Origin of the sequence: Isoptericola sp. b515, from assembly GCF_030588125.1 — a bacterium.
GTDB lineage: Bacteria > Actinomycetota > Actinomycetes > Actinomycetales > Cellulomonadaceae > Isoptericola > Isoptericola sediminis.
On the sequence record NZ_JAUQYR010000001.1, the window covers coordinates 303,767 to 319,938 of the forward strand.

Below are 16,172 nucleotides of genomic sequence, written 5' to 3' on the forward strand. Positions count from 1 at the left end.
CGGCCCTCCATCGATGGAGGGCCGCCGATTCCATGCCCACAGCGGAAGGGGCGGGGTGCGGGGGTGCGGTCAGACCCCCAGGCCGCCCACCTGCAGCGGGTTCACGCCCTCCGCCGCCATGACGTACCAGGAGGTCGCGCCGGTGTGCTGGATCTGGAAGTAGCCGAACCCGAAGCCGGTGTCGATGAGGCTCGAGGCCGCCACGACGCCACCGCGGTCGGGCAGCGGGTCGCCGCCGACGGTCTGGCCGGCGCCGACCAGGTTCTGCGCGACCCGGATCTCGTCCAGCAGGTCGTCCGCCCGCCCCGAGTCCCGGGTCCCGCGGCCACGGTCGGCCATGGCGCAGGCGAGCTGGCCCGTGCCCTCGAGCCACACACCCTGCTGGTGCACGGGGAGCCCGTTGTACGACGCCGTGGACACCAGGCTCGCGCTGGAGAACGTCACACCGGAGATCGTGACGTCGCCCGGCAGCTGGGAGTTGCCCTCGCCCGCGACGTCGCGGGTGGCGAGGTCGTCGGCGGCCCAGTCCACGGAGCGGGCGTACCGCTCGGCCTGCAGCGCCAGCCATCCCCAGGTCGCCGGGTCGAGCGGCAGCGGGTCGCGGTTGATCTCCACGCCGTCGTTCGTGCCCGTGTAGAAGAAGCCGCCCTGGCGGTCCCACATGATGTCGACGAACGCGCGGGCGTGCTCCTGCGCACGGCGCCAGCGGTCGCCGCCCTCGAGGGCCTCGAGCTGGCGGAAGAACGCGACGCAGTCGATGTTGTGCTCCGTCGACCCGTTGGGGATCGGGTTGTTGCCGCCGTCGACGCCGAAGGAGAAGCCGCCGAGCGGACGCTCGGACCACGTGTTGTCGAGGATCCACTCACCGATGCGGACCGCACCGTCGAGGTACCGGCCGTCACCGGTGGCGCTGTAGGTGTGCAGCAGGGCGATGCCCGGCCAGGCCATGTCGCCCACGGCGGTGCCGAGGAACCCGAACTGCCAGCCGATGTTGGCGGTGCCGTCGGGGAGCTCGAGCCCGTAGGGCTGCGGCGTGCCGTCGTAGAAGGTGTACGGGCCGGTGTTGTAGCCCTGGCGCAGGCGGCCGTCGTCGTAGGTGGGGTCGTTCTGCTGGGCGAAGAGCAGGCCGTCGGCCAGGGTGGTGGCACGGCCCACGTGGCCGCCGGCCAGCGAGGCGCAGATCGTCAGCGCGACGTCGTACACGAACGCCGTGGAGAACAGACCGAGCTGGTCGGCGTAGGACTGGGCCATGCGCGGCCCGCTGTTGACCTCGGGGTAGGCGTCGGTCATCGCGCCGAGGAACGCGTGCGCCCGCTCGAGGGAGTCGGCGCTCGACATCGAGCCCGCGACCCCGCCGCGAGTCGCGGGGGACGCCCAGGCCTGCATCCCGGCGGCCAGGGTTGCCGCACCGGCCGCACCGGCGATGAGGACGCCGCGGCGGGACACCGCCGCGGTGAGGGGTGACGTGCTGGGACCAGGCATGAGCATCTCCTTCGACGAAAGCCCCCGACGTTGGGAGCGCTACCAAGCGTAGATTACTCGTGTCACTTTCGGCTGGGAAGGGTTGTGATCACGCCGTGATCTGCCGACCCGGGTCGGCTCAGGAGAGGCGGACGACGACCTGCGTGCGACCGAGGACCTTGACGCCCTCGTGCGTGACCGTCAGGTCGATCCGGGCGGTGCCGGCGTCCGCGTCGGTCGCGCCGACCGTGGCGACGACCTCCACGGCGGCTGCCCCGCGGGCCGGCACCGGGACGGGCTTGGTGAAGCGGGTGCCGTAGCGCACGATCGCGCCGGGGTCGCCGGCCCAGTCGGTCACCACGTCGACCACGGTGCCCATCGTGCACATGCCGTGCGCGATGACGCCGGGCAGCCCCACCTCGGTGGCGAACTGCTCGTCCCAGTGGATCGGGTTGAAGTCCCCGCTGGCACCGGCGTAGCGGACCAGGGCGGCGCGGTCGATCTCGACCGTGCGGGTGGCGACGACGTCGCCGACCGTGAGGTCCGCGAGCTGCGGGCGGGTCATCAGGAGTCCTCCCCGCGCACGACGAGGCTGGAGGTGACGGTCGCGACGTGCTCGCCGGGTGCGCCCTCGTCGGCGGCGGCGAACAGCTCGCACCGCGTGGTCACCATGGAGATGCCGGCGCGCTGCGTGACGGAGTCGACGTGCAGGACGGCCGCGATCTCGTCCCCCGCCACGATCGGGCGGTCGTAGGTGAAGGTCTCGTCCGCGTGCACGACGCGGGAGAAGTCGATGCCGGCCTCGGGGTCGGCGACGTACTGCTGCTCGGCCCGCTGGGCGACCACGACGGCGAACGTCGGGGGCGCGACCAGGTCCGGATAGCCGAGACCCCGCGCCGCCACGAGGTCGTGGTGCGCGGGGTGGGAGGCTCCGACGGCGACGGCGAACTCGCGGATCTTCTCGCGGCCGACCGAGTACGGCTCGGTGGCCGGGTACTCACGGCCTGCGAAGTCCGGGTTCGCCACGTCGGGACGTCTCTCTCGAGACGGGTTCAGCGGGTCTCGCGGTGCGCGGTGTGCTTGCCGCAGCGCGGGCAGAACTTCGCCATCTCGAGGCGGTCCGGGTTGTTCCGGCGGTTCTTCTTCGTGATGTAGTTCCGCTCCTTGCAGTCCACGCAGGCCAGCGTGATCTTCGGGCGGACGTCAGCGCTCTTGGCAGCCATGGGTCTTCACCTCTCGCGCCCCCGGAAGGCGCTACGTGCGTCAAGGATGTGGTCCGACGCCGGCCGTCGGACCGCGTGTTGTGTGTTGGTAGCGAGGGCGGGGCTCGAACCCGCGACCTCACGATTATGAGTCGTGCGCTCTGACCAGCTGAGCTACCCCGCCGCGCGTGACCACGCGGGACCGTCGGACCGATGGTTCGGACGACGATCCCGCGCTCGTCACACAGAGCCCCGAAAGGGAATCGAACCCTTGACCTTCTCCTTACCATGGAGATGCTCTACCGACTGAGCTATCGGGGCGCGGGGAAGACTCTACACGGCTCCGTGGGCCCGGACGAAATCCGGTCCGCGGTACCGCACGGGCGTCTCCCCCGAGCGATGGAAGAACCTCACCAGGGGTGAGGTCGATCCTCGCGGTGGCAGGTGAGGGATTCGAACCCCCGAAGTCGATGACGGCTGATTTACAGTCAGCTCCCTTTGGCCGCTCGGGCAACCTGCCGGGCGAGTTCGCGGACGAACTCGCGGAGACAACCATAGCGGTCCGACGGCCCGGGTGGAAATCCGCTCGACGTGGCCCTGGTCACCCTGCGGGCCAGGCCCGTCACGGCGGTCTACTCTCGGGTGGTGACACCTCCTGCCGCGCAGGATCGCTGGGGGCTCCCGCTCGGGTTCTCCGCCTTCCTGATCTGGGGCGCGATGCCCCTGTTCTTCCCCCTGCTCGAGCCGGCCGGCCCGCTCGAGATCATCGCGCACCGGATCGTCTGGTCGCTCGTCTTCTGCATCGTGCTGCTCGCCGCGACCCGGTCCCTGCACTCGTTCGTCGACGTCCTGCACCGGCCTCGCACGATGGCCCTCCTCGCCCTCGCGTCGGTGCTGATCATCGTCAACTGGACCACCTACGTCTACGCGGTCCTGACCCAGCACGTCCTGGACGCGGCACTCGGCTACTTCATCAACCCCCTGCTCACGGTCGCGCTCGGCGTCGTCGTCCTGCGCGAGCGGCTGCGCGTCGCGCAGTGGGTCGCGCTCGGGCTCGGCGCGGTCGCGGTGGTCGTGCTGTCGACCGGCGTCGGCGGCATCCCCTGGATCTCGCTGGTCCTGGCCGGCGCCTTCGGCCTGTACTCGCTGGTGAAGAACCGTGTGGGCCGCGGGGTCGGAGCCCTGCCGGGACTGGCCGCGGAGACCGCCGTCGCCACGCCGTTCGCCCTCGCGTACCTGTTCTGGCTGGCGGCGATCGGCGCCGGGACCTTCAGCACCCAGGGCGTCGGCCACGCGCTGCTGCTCGCCTCGTGCGGCGTGGTGACGGGCCTGCCCCTGCTGCTCTTCTCCGCGGCCGCCCGGCGGCTGCCCCTGTCCGTGGTCGGGATGCTGCAGTACCTGACGCCGTTCCTGCAGTTCCTGCTGGGCCTGCTGCTCTTCGGCGAGCAGATGCCGCCCACGCGCTGGGCGGGCTTCGTGCTCGTCTGGGTGGCCCTGGTGGTGCTCACCGTGGACGGCCTGCGGCAGTCCCGTGCGACCCGCCTGGCCGCCGCCGCACCGGCTACCGTGGACACCGAACCCTGACCCACGCACGCAAGGAGCACACCCGTGGCCGACTCGTCCTTCGACATCGTCTCCAAGGTGGACCGCCAGGAGGTCGACAACGCCCTCAACCAGGCGGCCAAGGAGATCAACCAGCGCTACGACTTCCGCGGGGTCGGCGCCTCCATCGCCTGGAGCGGTGAGTCGATCGTCATCACGGCCAACAGCGCCGAGCGGGTCAACGCGGCCCTGGACGTGTTCCAGACCAAGCTCATCAAGCGCGGCGTCTCGCTGAAGGCGATCGACACCGGCGAGGGCGAGCCGCAGGCCTCCGGCAAGGAGTACCGCCTCGTCGCCTCCCTCAAGGAGGGGCTGAGCAGCGAGAACGCGAAGAAGATCACGAAGCTGATCCGGGACGAGGGCCCCAAGGGCGTCAAGACGCAGATCACCGGCGACGAGGTGCGCGTGACCTCCAAGAAGCGCGACGACCTGCAGGACGTCATCGCGATGCTCAAGTCCGCCGACCTCGACGTCGCGCTGCAGTTCACGAACTACCGGTGACCACCACGGCGCCGCTCCCCCGCCTGGTCGCCACCGACCTGGACGGCACCCTCCTGCGCCCGGACGGCACCGTCTCGGAGCGCACGCGGGCGGCCCTGCGGGCCGTCGAGGACGCCGGTGTCGAGGTGCTCTTCGTCACCGCACGTCCGCCGCGCTGGCTGGACGGGCTCGCCGACTGCGTGGGCGGGCACGGCCGGGTCGTGTGCCTGGGCGGGGCCGCCGTGTGGGACCTGGCCACGGGGACGGCGGAGGAGGTCCACGGGTTCGAGGACGACACGCTGCGCACGATCGTCGGCGACCTGCGCGACGCCGTCCAGGACGTCGCGCTCGCCCTCGAACGCCACGACGGACCGACGTTCGACCCCTGGTTCCCCCGCGGCGAGCCCGGGCTGCCCGACGCCGTGCGCGCCGTCCCCGTCGAGCGAACGCTGGACCCCGCCGCGGTGCGGACCGGTCGTCCGGCACCGGTGGGCAAGCTGCTCGCCGTCCGGCCCGGTCCGGGGCGTTCCACCCGACCTGGCGACGTGCAGCGTGGTGACGTGGGCGACGCGGACCAGGAGGAGTTCTTCGCCACGGTCCGGTCCGTCGTCGGGCAGCGCGCGCACCTCGCCTTCTCCGGCGCGGCCGGGCTCGCCGAGCTGCTGGCCCCGGAGGTGACCAAGGACGGCGCGCTGGCGCGCTGGTGCGCCCGGCTCGGCATCGACGCCGAGGACGTGTGGGCCTTCGGCGACATGCCGAACGACCTGGCGATGCTGCGCTGGGCGGGGCGCGGGCACGCCGTCGCCGACGCGCACCCGGACCTGCTGGCGGGCGCGGACGTCGTCGTGGGCAGCGCCGAGGACGACGGCGTCGCCGCCACGCTCGAGGCGGCCCTCCGCTCCGTGTGACGTCAGCCCGATCGCGTCCCCACCCCGGCGCCGTCGGCCCGGAGCCGGGAGACCTCCTCGCGCAGTGCCCGGACCTCGGTGACCAGGCTCTCGACGTCCCCGCGGCGCGCCCAGAGGTCGTCGGTGGCGTCCCGGGGCTCGGTCCGGCTCTCCTCGGTGTCCGCCTCGACGTTCTGCACGAGCCACGAGGAGAGGGTCGCCGTGACCACGCCGAGCACCGCGATCCCGCCGAGCATCATGCCCACCGCCACGAAACGGCCCGTGACCGTGACCGGGTAGGTGTCGCCGTACCCCACGGTGGCCATCGTCACCAGGGCCCACCAGAACCCGTCCCCGACGTTCTGGATCGTGCTGCCCTCGGCGCCGCGCTCGGCCTCCGTCACAGCCAGGGACCCGGCCAGGACCAGCAGCGCGGATCCGGCGGCCGCGTAGAGCACCACGCGACCGCGCATCGCGCTGGCGCCGGCCCGGTTGAGCCGTTTGATCGCCTTGACGAGCAGCAGCAGCCGTAGGGGGCGCAGCACGGGGACGGCGACGATCGCCAGGTCGAGCAGGTTACGCCGGACGAACCGCCACCGCCGACGCGCGAGCAGCAGGCGACCGACGTAGTCGACGACGAACACGAACCAGGCCCCGAAGACCACGACGGAGCAGAGCTCGTGGACCGCGGCCGGCACGCCGGGCCAGACGATCGGGATGGCGTAGGCGACGAGGAACAGGCCGGCAGCCGCGATCAGCGGCCACTCCGTGCGCTGCTCCCAGGCAACGACACGGGGGTCCTCGTCGTGCTCGGGGGCCAGGGGGCGGGGCGGTGGGACGTCGGCGCTCATCGTCCGCCAGCGTAGCGAAGGCACCCAGGAGTCTCCTGGAGGCCAGGACCGCCCGGGTCAGTACCGCGTGATGCCGCCCGGGCCGAAGCCGTCGCCGGCCATCTTCTCCAGCCGGGCGATGCGCTCGTCCATCGGGGGGTGGGTGGCGAAGAGCTTCGCCATGCCGCCGCCGCGGAACGGGTTCGCGAGCATCAGGTGCGAGACGTTCTCCAGGGACTGCGTCTGCGGCAGCGGGGCTGCCTTGGTGCCCTGCTCGAGCTTGCGCAGCGCCGAGGCGAGCGCGAGCGGGTCACCGGTGAGCTTGGCACCGTCCTCGTCGGCGTCGTACTCGCGGGTGCGCGAGATCGCCATCTGGATCAGCATCGCGGCGAACGGGGCGAGGATGGCCAGCGCCAGCGCGGCCAGCGGGTTGCCGCCCTCGCGCCGGTCTCCCCCGCCGAAGATCAGCAGGAACTGCGCCAGGGAGGTGATGACACCGGCCAGCGCCGAGGCGACCGAGGAGGTGAGGATGTCGCGGTTGTAGACGTGCATGAGCTCGTGGCCGAGCACGCCGCGCAGCTCGCGCTCGTCGAGGATGCGCAGGATCCCCTCGGTGCAGCACACGGCGGCGTTCTTCGGGTTGCGCCCGGTGGCGAACGCGTTGGGCGCCTGGGTGGGCGAGATGTACAGCCGGGGCATCGGCTGGCGGGCCACCGTGGACAGCTCGCGCACGATCCGGTACATCTCGGGGGCCTCGAGCTCGGTGACCGGGTAGGCGTGCATCGCCTTGATGGCGATCTTGTCCGAGTTCCAGTACCCGATGAACGTGCCGATGAGGCCGAACGCCATGAACAGGAACAGCATCCCCTGGCTGCCACGGAAGAACACCGCCCACAGGCCGAGCAGCACCGCCCACAGCACACCGAAGAGCAGCACGGTCTTCAGACCGTTGAAGTGGCGATGGCCCACCAGGTGACTCCTTCCTCCGACCGGCCGCACGGGTGCTGCGGCAGGATCCCACCGGGGCAACGCGCGAGGCCCGGCAGCGGTTCCCACCGCTGCCGGGCCTCGTGCGTCGATCAGGTGCCGCTCAGGAGTGGCGGCCCTTCGCGATGTCGATCATCTCCTCGCGGGGCACGACCTTGACGCGCTCCCGGCCGGCCGTCTCCCCGAGGGACAGCTCGTGGGCGTCCAGCAGGGAGAACTCGTCCCAGGTGATGACGTCCACGCCGCGCTCGGCCAGGAAGTCGACGATCTGCTGCGGCTCGCCGTGCGGTGCGGTGCGACCACCCTCCGGCGATCCCTCGGTCACGTCGCCGCCGTCGCCGACGCCGGTGACGTCCTCGACCAGGTGGCGGATCGTCTCCGAGGCGTCGGACTTGGTGTGGCCGATGAGGCCGACCGGTCCGCGCTTGATCCAACCGGTTGTGTACACGCCGGGCAGGTGCTCGCCGTCGAGGTCGACGACGCGCCCCTCGCGGTTGGAGATGACGCCCTTGAGGTCGTCGAAGGGGATCTCCGGCAGCGGGGACCCGAAGTAGCCGACGGCCCGGTAGACGGCCTGCACGGGCCAGTCGTGGAACTCGCCGGTCCCCTTGACCGTGCCGTCGCCCTGCAGCGCGGTGCGCTCGGTGCGCAGCCCGGTGACCTTGCCGTCCTCGCCGAGGACCTCGGCCGGGGAGTGCAGGAAGTGCAGGTGGATGCGCCGCGAGGCGGTCTGCTGGGACGGCTCGACCAGGGTCCAGTCGGTGAGCGTCTTGACGACCTGCTTGGTCTGGTTCGTCGCCTCGATGGCCTGCATCGAGCCCTCGTCGAAATCGAAGTCCTCCGGGTAGACGACGATGTCGACGTCCGGCACGTGGCCGAGCTCGCGCAGCTCCAGCGGCGAGAACTTCACCTGGGCGGGTCCACGCCGGGCGAAGACGTGCACGTCCGTGACCGGCGAGGCCTCCAGACCGGCCTGCACGTTCGCCGGGATCTCGGTGGACATCAGGTCCTTCGGGTGCTTGGCCAGGATCCGCGAGACATCCAGGGCCACGTTGCCGGCGCCGAGGACCGCCACGTGCTGGGCCTCCAGCGGCCAGGTGCGCGGCACGTCGGGGTGGCCGTCGAACCAGGAGACGAAGTCGGCGGCGCCGTAGGAGCCGTCGAGGTCGATCCCGGGGATCGGCAGGGCGGCGTCCTTGATGGCGCCGGTGGAGAACACGACGGCGTCGTAGTACTGACGCAGGTCCTCCAGCTTGAGGTCGACGCCGTAGTTCACGTTGGCGAGCAGGCGCACGTCACCCTTGCTCAGCACCTTGTGCAGGGCGTTGATGATGCCCTTGATCCGCGGGTGGTCGGGGGCGACGCCGTAGCGCACGAGTCCGAACGGGGCGGGCAGCCGCTCGAAGAGGTCGATGCTGACGTCGAGGTCGGTCTTGGACAGGATGTCCGCGGCGTAGATGCCGGCGGGGCCTGCACCGACGATCGCGACGCGCAGAGGTCGGGTGCTGCTCACTGCGAGGTACGCCTTCCGGATCGGGGCTTGCGTGGAGTTCGATTCTAGGAGGTTCTGCCTCGGCAGAGATGAGGTCTACCTCACTGCCAGGGTCTCAACGGGATCCCAGGATGCCACACCCGTCTCGGGGGATGAACAGGCCGTCTTGCTTGGCGGACAAACCGTCTCGCGACGCCGTGGCCTAGCATCCGGCCATGCCGACGATGATGCAGCGCACGCGCAGCGAGGTCGCCCCCGTGCGGCGGACCGTCGTGTCGGGCGCCCTGCCCGTGATCGCCTGGGCCGTGTGGGTCAGCGGGCCGGGCTGGGCGACCCCGGCCGTCGCGGTCGCCGCCGTCGCCGGCCTCGCCCTGTTCGCCGTCGACGTCCGCACCCACCGGCTCCCTGACGCCCTCACCTACCCCACGACGGCCCTCGTGACCGGCCTGCTGGCCGTCGCCGGTGCCGTCACGGGGGCCTGGGCCGTGGTGGCGAGGGGCCTGCTCGGCGCGGCCGTCCTCGGTGGCGGGTACCTGGTGCTGCACCTGCTGCACCGGAGCGGCCTGGGGCTGGGGGACGTGAAGCTCGCCGTGCCGCTCGGGCTCGTCACCGCCTGGTTCGGCTGGCCGGTCCTCGCGGCCACCGCCGTGCTGCCGTTCCTGCTCGGCGGCACGGCCGCCCTGGTGCTGCTCGCGACCCGGCGGGCCACGCGGTCCACCGCCATCGCCTTCGGGCCGTTCATGCTCGGCGGAGCCGCGGTCGCCCTGACGGCGCACCGCCTGCTCGCGGGCTGACGGCGACCGGCGTCGGCTCCGGCGCACGTCCGGAACGGGCAGCGGATCTCAGACGGTGCGGTCCGCCAGCGCGGTGGCGAGGTCGGTCAGGGCCGCCTTGACCGGCCCCTCCGGCAGCGGCTCGAGCTCGGCGGCCGCCTCGCGGGCCCGGCCCACGGCCCGCCGCCGCGTCTCGGCGAGCACGTCGTGCTCCCGCAGGTCCGCGACGACGGCCGCCAGCACGGCGTCGTCCGACAGGTCCCCGTCCAGGCGCGCCAGCAGCTCGGCGTCCGCCGCGGTGCCCTCCCCGCGCGCGACGCGCTGGCGCAGCAGCAGGACCGGCATCGTCGGCACGTGCTCGCGCAGGTCCGTCCCGGGGGTCTTGCCGGACTCCGCGCCGGAGGAGGCGACGTCCAGCACGTCGTCGGCGAGCTGGAAGGCCAGGCCGACCTTCTCGCCGTAGGCCGCCACGGCCTCGACGACATCGTCCGGGCAGCCGCCGAACATCGCGCCCAGCCGGGCCGCGGTGGACAGCAGGGAGGCCGTCTTGTCGCTGAGCACCTGCAGGTAGTGCTCGACCGGGTCGTCCCCCTCGCCGGGACCGGTGGTCTCGTGGAGCTGGCCCAGGCACATCCGCTCGAACGTGTTCGCCTGCAGCACCACGGCCTCGGGCCCGAGACCCGCCACGAGGGCGGACGCGCGGGCGAACAGCAGATCGCCGACGAGGATCGCCACCGTGTTGCCCCACACGGTGTGCGCGGCCGGGGCCCCGCGGCGCACGGGCGCGGAGTCCATGACGTCGTCGTGGTAGAGCGAGGCGACCTGCGTCAGCTCGACGACGACCGCGGCCTCGACGAGCTCCGGCGCGGACCCGTCGCCGAGCTCGCCGGCGAGCAGGGTCAGCAGCGGCCGGAACCGCTTGCCGCCGGCCGCCACCAGGTGGCGACCGGCGTCGTCGGCGAGTGCGTCGGTCGAGGCCACCGCGTCGTCGAGCATCGTGTCGACCTGCGCCAGCCGCTGCGCGATCCGGTCGGCCAACGCGGAGTCCGTCAGCGGGATGCCGGTCGGCAGGGTCGAAGCAGCGCCCGCAGGCGCGTCAGAAGCACGGGTCACGATCCGAACCTATCTTCCCGACGCGCCCGGAGCCGAACGGAGCTCACGGGCCGAAGGGTCGGAACGCCGCCGCCTGCGTCGTCCAGTCCAGCACCGCTGCCGGGACGATGCCGAGCAGCACCACGCCGACGGCGCAGACCGTGATCGCCACGGCGGTCGGCCCCTGGGAGGCGACCACGACCACGGCGGCGCGCCCGGCGAGGGCCCGCGCCGCCGTGAGCGTCCCGGTGCGGGCCGGCTCCGGCCCGTCCTCGACGCCCTCGCCGTCCCGGAACCCGTCGTCCGGGGTCCCGTCGCCCGCGACGGCACCGGCGGGGGCGACGCCGTCGTCGGCGGTCTCCTCCACCGGCGGCGTGAGCACCATCAGGACGATGAGCCGGACGTAGAAGAACACCGCGACGATCGAGGCGAGCACACCGATGACGGCCAGCGGCCAGGCGCCGGCCTCGACCGCTGCCGAGAACGCACCGAACTTCGCGAGGAACCCGGCCGTCAGCGGGATCCCCGCCATCGACAGCAGGAACAGCGAGAACGCCGTCGCCAGCAGCGGCGAACGCCGCCCGAGGCCCGCCCACTGGGACAGGTGCGTCGCCTCGCCGAGCACGACGCCGTCGGCGTCCTGCTCGCGCACGAGCGTCACGACGGCGAAGGCGCCGAGCGTGGCCAGCCCGTAGGCCAGGACGTAGAACAGCACGGCCTGCGCGCCGACCTCGTCGAGTCCCACCATCGCCACCAGCAGGAACCCGGCGTGGGCGATGGAGGAGTAGGCCAGCATCCGCTTGACGTCGGTCTGCACGGCTCCGGCGGCCGTGCCGACGAGCATCGTCAGGATCGCGACGACCCACAGGCCCGTCTCCAGGTCCCGACGCAGGGGCTCGTCCAGACCTGCGGCCAGCGTGAACAGCACCCGCACCATCGCGCCGATGGCGGCCGCCTTGACGCAGGCGGCCATGAACGCGGTGATCGGGGTCGGCGCACCCTGGTACACGTCCGGGGTCCAGGTGTGGAACGGCGCCGCACCGATCTTGAACAGCAGGCCGACGGAGATCAGCAGCACGGCGGCGATCACGAGGTCCGGCATCATCGTCAGGACCGGGCTGTCCGGGTTCGCCAACCTGGACACGGCCAGCTCGAGGCTGACCGTCGCGGTGGCGCCGTACACCAGGGCGATGCCGAACAGCATCAGCGCGCTGGCGAACGACCCCAGCAGGAAGTACTTGAACGCGGCCTCCTGGCTGAGCAGCCGGCGGCGGCGGGCCGTCGCGCAGAGCACGTACAGCGGCAGGGACAGCACCTCGAGGGCGATGAACAGCACGATGAGGTTGTCCGTGGCCGGGAACAGCAGCATGCCGCCCGTGGCGAACAGCATGAGCGGGTAGATCTCCGTCTGCTGCAGCCCGGCCTGGCGAGCGGCGTCCTCGTAGGCGGTGCCCGGCACCGCCGCGGCCGTCGGGGCGAAGGCGTCCTGCCCGGTGCTGGTGCGGTCGGCGACGACCAGCACCCCGAGCAGGGCCAGCAGCGCCACCACGGCCTGGATACCCAGCGTGAACGGGGTGAGGAGCACCGTGCCGTCCACGACGAAGGCGAGACCGTCGGTGAGCACCCGGTCCCAGAGCAGCGCCACGGCCACCAGGGACCCCGCCAGGGCGCCGAGCGTCAGCACGAGCTGGACCACGCGGCGGGCCCGCGCGGGCACGAAGGCCTCGACCAGCACACCGACCACCCCGGCGGCCAGGACCACCAGGACCGGCGACAGGACCGCCCAGTCGATCTCCGGTGCGACGAACTCGTTCACTGCTCGCTCCCCTCTGCAGCACCGAGCACGGGCTGCGGATCGGTGGCGCCGACGAGCTCGACGGAGACCTCCGCCGGCTCACGGACGTAGTCGAGCGCCGGCCCGGGCACCAGGCCCAGCACGACCAGCGCGGCCACCAGCACCCCGGCGACGGTCTTCTCCCGGCCGCCCAGGTCCTTGGCCCCGGCGACCTCCGCGCCGACCGGGCCGGTGAACATGCGCTGGTAGGTCAGCAGCACGTAGGTCGCGGCCAGCACGACGGCGGGGACGGCGACCAGCACCGCCGCGGGCCACCGGCCGTAGGCACCCAGGAAGACCATGATCTCCGAGACGAACGTCGCCAGACCCGGCAGCGCGAGGGCCGACAGCCCCGCGACGAGGAAGGTGCCGCCCAGGACCGGGGCGACCGTGCGCATCCCGCCGTAGTCCGACACCAGCTGGCTGTGCCGGGGGTGCCGGGCGATCGCGAAGCCCGCGAGGAGAAACAGCGCCCCGGTGGAGATGCCGTGGTTGAGCATCATGAAGCTCGACCCGGAGACCCCCACCGAGGTGAAGGTGAAGATGCCCAGGATGATGAACCCGAAGTGCGACACCGAGGTGTAGCCGATCAGGCGCAGCACGTCCGACTGGCCGATCGCCAGGATCGCGCCGTACAGGATCGAGATCACGGCCAGCACCACCACGAAGGGCGCGGCCCACCGGCTCGCCTCCGGGAACAGCGGCAGGCAGAGGGTCAGCATCCCGAAGGTGCCGACCTTGTCCAGCACGCAGATGAGCAGCGTCGAGGTGCCCGGCGTGGCGTTCTGGGTGACGTCCGGCAGCCAGGTGTGCACCGGGAACATCGGTGCCTTGATCGCGAAGGCCAGGAAGAACGCGGCGAACATCAGCCGCTCGGCCATCGGGTCGAGGGCGAGCCCGGTGAGGTTGTCGGTGAGGAACGCGTCCTGCGGCCGCAGCCCGGTGGCGGCGTCGACCGGCACCTGCAGGTACAGGGCGACGACGGCGGCCAGCATGATGAGCCCGCCGCCGAGGGAGAACATCAGGAACTTCACCGCGGCGTACCGGCGCTGCGCACCCTGCCCGAACCCGCCGATGAGGAAGTACGCGGGGATCAGCATGGCCTCGAAGACCACGTAGAACAGGAACACGTCCCGCGCGGTGAAGACCAGGACCATGAAGCTCAGCAGCACCAGCACCGTGGCCAGGTAGCGGCGCAGCCGGACGGCGTCACCGCCCTGCTCGTGCCACGCGGCGAGGATCACCAGCGGCACCAGACCTGCGGACAGGGCGACCAGCAGCAGCGCCACCCCGTCGACGCCGACCGCGTAGCTGGCGCCGAACGCCGGGATCCACGGGTAGGTCTCGGTGAGCTGGTGGGTACCAGCCGCACCCGTGTCGAAGGCGAGGAACGCCCCCACCACCAGGGCGACCTCCACCAGCGCACCGACGAGGGCCACCGTCCGGGCGGTGCCTGCGCTGAACGCGCCGCCGCCCGAGGCCGCGCCGGCAGCAGGCCGCCCGCGGCCCACACCGGTCAGTGCGGTGGCCAGCGCAGCCACCAGCGGCCAGGCGACGAGCACCGTCAGCCAGGGAAATGTCGACATCGTCATCCCTTCCACGCCTCAGCCCGCCGTCGTCGCCACGAGCCAGATCACGAGCACGATCACACCGAGGCCGCCCAGGGTGATCGCGGCGTACTGCCGCGCGTACCCCGACTGCCAGCCCCGCAACCAGCTCCCGAGCCGGCCGACACCTCCGGCCAGCCCCAGCCAGCCGGCGTCCACCGCGGTCCGGTCGGCGAAGACCATCGACCGCGTCAGGTACTGCCCCGGACGCATCACGAGGGTCTCGTTCACGTCGTCCTGGTGGAGGTCCACCCGGGCCGCCCGGACCAGGGCCGGCGCGGGCGGCGCCGTCGTCGGCACCGCGCGGGTGGCGTACTGCACCCAGGCCAGGGCCGCACCCACCACGACCAGGGTGAGCGTCAGCCCGATGATGACCGGCACCGCGAGCACGGGTTCGTCGTGCTCGGCGTGCCCCGTGACCGGTTCGAGCCAGTGGACGAACCCGTCACCGGCGGCGAGCACCCAGCCGAGCCCCACCGAACCGAGCGCCAGGACGACCATGGGCACCGTCATCAGCAGCGGCGACTCGTGCGGGTGCCGCTCGACCGTGCCGTCCGCACCGTCCGCGCTCCAGCGCCGACGTCCCGCGAACGTCATGAAGAACAGCCGCGACATGTAGTAGGCCGTGATGCCGGCGCCGACGAGCGCCACCGTGCCGAACACCCAGGGACGCCAGCCCTCGCCGACGAACGCGGCCTCGATGATCTTGTCCTTGGACCAGAACCCCGAGAACGGCGGGACGCCGAGGATCGCCAGCCAGCCGAAGCCCATCGTGATCCACGTGACCGGCAGCAGGCGCCAGAGCCCGCCGAAGCGGCGCATGTCGACGTCGTCGTCCATGCCGTGCATCACCGAGCCCGCGCCCAGGAACAGCCCGGCCTTGAAGAAGCCGTGGGTGACCAGGTGGAAGATCGCGAACGCGTACCCGATCGGGCCGAGCCCGGCCGCCAGCATCATGTAGCCGATCTGGGACATCGTCGACGCGGCGAGCGCCTTCTTGATGTCGTCCTTGGCGCAACCGACGACCGCACCGAACAGCAGCGTCAGCGCACCGACGATCGCGATGACGAGCTGGGCGTCGGGCGCCGCCTCGAGCAGCGGGCCGGAGCGCACCAGCAGGTAGACGCCGGCGGTGACCATCGTGGCCGCGTGGATGAGTGCCGAGACCGGGGTCGGACCGGCCATCGCGTCCCCGAGCCAGGCCTGCAGCGGCAGCTGTGCCGACTTGCCGCAGGCCGCCAGCAGCAGCATCAGCCCGATCGCGGTGTTCAGCGCCTGGTCGGCGGCGTCGGCCGAACCCAGCACCGTGCCGAAGTCGAGGGCACCGAACGTGGCCAGCATGAGCATCATCGCCACGATGAGGCCCATGTCGCCGACCCGGTTCATGAGGAACGCCTTCTTGCCGGCCACCGCGTTGGGCAGGTGGTGGTCCCAGAACCCGATGAGCAGGTACGAGGCCAGGCCCACGCCCTCCCAGCCGACGAACAGCAGCAGGTAGTTGTCCGCGAGCACCAGCAGCAGCATCGCCGCGACGAACAGGTTGAGGTAGGCGAAGAACCGCCGCCGGTCGTGGTCGTGCGACATGTAGGCCACGGAGTAGACGTGGATCAGCGTGCCCACGAACGTCACCAGCATCACGAACGTCATGGACAGCGGGTCGAGCTGGAACCCGAGGTCGACCGTCAGGGGCCCGGCGTCGATCCAGGTACCGACCGAGGAGGTCGCCACCCGCTGCTCGGCGTCGACGCCGAGCATGTCGAGCAGGATGACCAGGCCGATCACGAACGTCGCCGTCGAGGCCAGCACACCGAGCCAGTGACCCCACCGGTCGCCGCGGCGCCCGATCAGGAGCAGCAGCGCCGCGCCGATCAAGGGGGTCGCGACCAGCCACGGGGCGAGGGAGAGCGTCTGCGTCGTCATCGAAG

The 16,172-nt window shown here is 71.9% G+C and carries 15 protein-coding genes and 3 tRNA genes; 4 read left to right on the top strand and 14 right to left on the bottom strand.

The window, feature by feature from the left end; all coding sequences use genetic code 11:
* Positions 1-69: 69 nt before the first annotated feature.
* The 7 genes from Q6350_RS01355 to Q6350_RS01385 all read right to left on the bottom strand — a co-directional run bounded on the left by Q6350_RS01355 (position 70) and on the right by Q6350_RS01385 (position 3,183).
* Positions 70-1,482, bottom strand: coding sequence for a Tat pathway signal sequence domain protein (locus tag Q6350_RS01355; protein ID WP_305064796.1), 1,413 nt, complete (start codon positions 1,480-1,482; stop codon positions 70-72).
* A 118-nt stretch (positions 1,483-1,600) separates the two neighbouring features.
* Positions 1,601-2,026, bottom strand: a complete 426-nt coding sequence (locus Q6350_RS01360; protein ID WP_171247886.1) for a MaoC family dehydratase — start codon at positions 2,024-2,026, stop codon at positions 1,601-1,603.
* Positions 2,026-2,487, bottom strand: coding sequence for a MaoC family dehydratase N-terminal domain-containing protein (locus Q6350_RS01365; protein WP_304606761.1), 462 nt, complete (start codon positions 2,485-2,487; stop codon positions 2,026-2,028). The genes Q6350_RS01360 and Q6350_RS01365 overlap by 1 nt, the downstream gene beginning before the upstream one ends.
* A gap of 26 nt (positions 2,488-2,513) precedes the next feature.
* Entirely contained in the window at positions 2,514-2,684 is a 171-nt protein-coding gene (gene rpmG, locus Q6350_RS01370) for a 50S ribosomal protein L33 (RefSeq protein WP_171247884.1), read from the bottom strand.
* A gap of 86 nt (positions 2,685-2,770) precedes the next feature.
* Positions 2,771-2,847, bottom strand: a tRNA-Met gene (locus Q6350_RS01375).
* 64 nt (positions 2,848-2,911) lie between these two features.
* Positions 2,912-2,984, bottom strand: a tRNA-Thr gene (locus Q6350_RS01380).
* A gap of 117 nt (positions 2,985-3,101) precedes the next feature.
* Positions 3,102-3,183: transfer RNA gene (locus tag Q6350_RS01385), tRNA-Tyr, on the bottom strand.
* Between the two features lie 125 nt (positions 3,184-3,308).
* On the opposite strand from Q6350_RS01385, the gene rarD reads away from it, so the two are divergent.
* The 3 genes from rarD to Q6350_RS01400 are packed head-to-tail and all read left to right on the top strand — an operon-like array spanning position 3,309 to position 5,653.
* Positions 3,309-4,247, top strand: coding sequence for an EamA family transporter RarD (gene rarD, locus Q6350_RS01390; RefSeq protein WP_370375352.1), 939 nt, complete (start codon positions 3,309-3,311; stop codon positions 4,245-4,247).
* A 24-nt stretch (positions 4,248-4,271) separates the two neighbouring features.
* Positions 4,272-4,766 carry a YajQ family cyclic di-GMP-binding protein gene (locus tag Q6350_RS01395; RefSeq protein ID WP_171247882.1) on the top strand — a complete coding sequence of 165 codons (495 nt, stop codon included), beginning with the start codon at positions 4,272-4,274 and terminating at the stop codon, positions 4,764-4,766.
* On the top strand, positions 4,763-5,653 hold the full coding sequence (locus Q6350_RS01400) for an HAD family hydrolase (RefSeq protein ID WP_304606760.1): 891 nt from the start codon (positions 4,763-4,765) through the stop codon (positions 5,651-5,653). Before Q6350_RS01395 ends, Q6350_RS01400 begins: the two co-directional genes overlap by 4 nt.
* A gap of 2 nt (positions 5,654-5,655) precedes the next feature.
* On the opposite strand, the gene Q6350_RS01405 is transcribed toward Q6350_RS01400, so the two are convergent.
* From Q6350_RS01405 to Q6350_RS01415, 3 genes are all read right to left on the bottom strand, one after another.
* A complete protein-coding gene (locus Q6350_RS01405) occupies positions 5,656-6,483 on the bottom strand; it encodes a potassium channel family protein (RefSeq protein ID WP_304602537.1) in 828 nt (275 codons plus the stop codon).
* Between the two features lie 57 nt (positions 6,484-6,540).
* Positions 6,541-7,431 carry a zinc metalloprotease HtpX gene (htpX, locus tag Q6350_RS01410; protein WP_304602538.1) on the bottom strand — a complete coding sequence of 297 codons (891 nt, stop codon included), beginning with the start codon at positions 7,429-7,431 and terminating at the stop codon, positions 6,541-6,543.
* 121 nt (positions 7,432-7,552) lie between these two features.
* Entirely contained in the window at positions 7,553-8,962 is a 1,410-nt protein-coding gene (locus Q6350_RS01415; RefSeq protein WP_304602539.1) for an FAD-dependent oxidoreductase, read from the bottom strand.
* A gap of 194 nt (positions 8,963-9,156) precedes the next feature.
* Between Q6350_RS01415 and Q6350_RS01420 the strand changes: the two genes are divergently transcribed.
* Positions 9,157-9,735: an A24 family peptidase gene (locus tag Q6350_RS01420; protein ID WP_304606759.1), complete on the top strand. Its 579-nt coding sequence runs from the start codon at positions 9,157-9,159 to the stop codon at positions 9,733-9,735.
* Positions 9,736-9,783: 48 nt separating this feature from the next.
* Here Q6350_RS01420 and Q6350_RS01425 read toward each other — a convergent pair whose 3' ends face one another.
* Genes Q6350_RS01425 through nuoL form a run of 4 tightly spaced genes read right to left on the bottom strand, consistent with a single transcriptional unit; the run spans position 9,784 to position 16,167 of the window.
* Positions 9,784-10,827: a polyprenyl synthetase family protein gene (locus tag Q6350_RS01425; protein ID WP_304606758.1), complete on the bottom strand. Its 1,044-nt coding sequence runs from the start codon at positions 10,825-10,827 to the stop codon at positions 9,784-9,786.
* Between the two features lie 43 nt (positions 10,828-10,870).
* Entirely contained in the window at positions 10,871-12,622 is a 1,752-nt protein-coding gene (nuoN, locus tag Q6350_RS01430) for an NADH-quinone oxidoreductase subunit NuoN (RefSeq protein WP_305064805.1), read from the bottom strand.
* The gene (locus Q6350_RS01435; protein WP_304602543.1) at positions 12,619-14,226 is read right to left on the bottom strand and encodes an NADH-quinone oxidoreductase subunit M; all 1,608 of its coding nucleotides are present in this window, start codon (positions 14,224-14,226) and stop codon (positions 12,619-12,621) included. The genes nuoN and Q6350_RS01435 overlap by 4 nt, the downstream gene beginning before the upstream one ends.
* Positions 14,227-14,244: 18 nt before the next feature.
* The gene (gene nuoL, locus Q6350_RS01440; RefSeq protein ID WP_305064808.1) at positions 14,245-16,167 is read right to left on the bottom strand and encodes an NADH-quinone oxidoreductase subunit L; all 1,923 of its coding nucleotides are present in this window, start codon (positions 16,165-16,167) and stop codon (positions 14,245-14,247) included.
* Between the last annotated feature and the right edge of the window lie 5 nt (positions 16,168-16,172).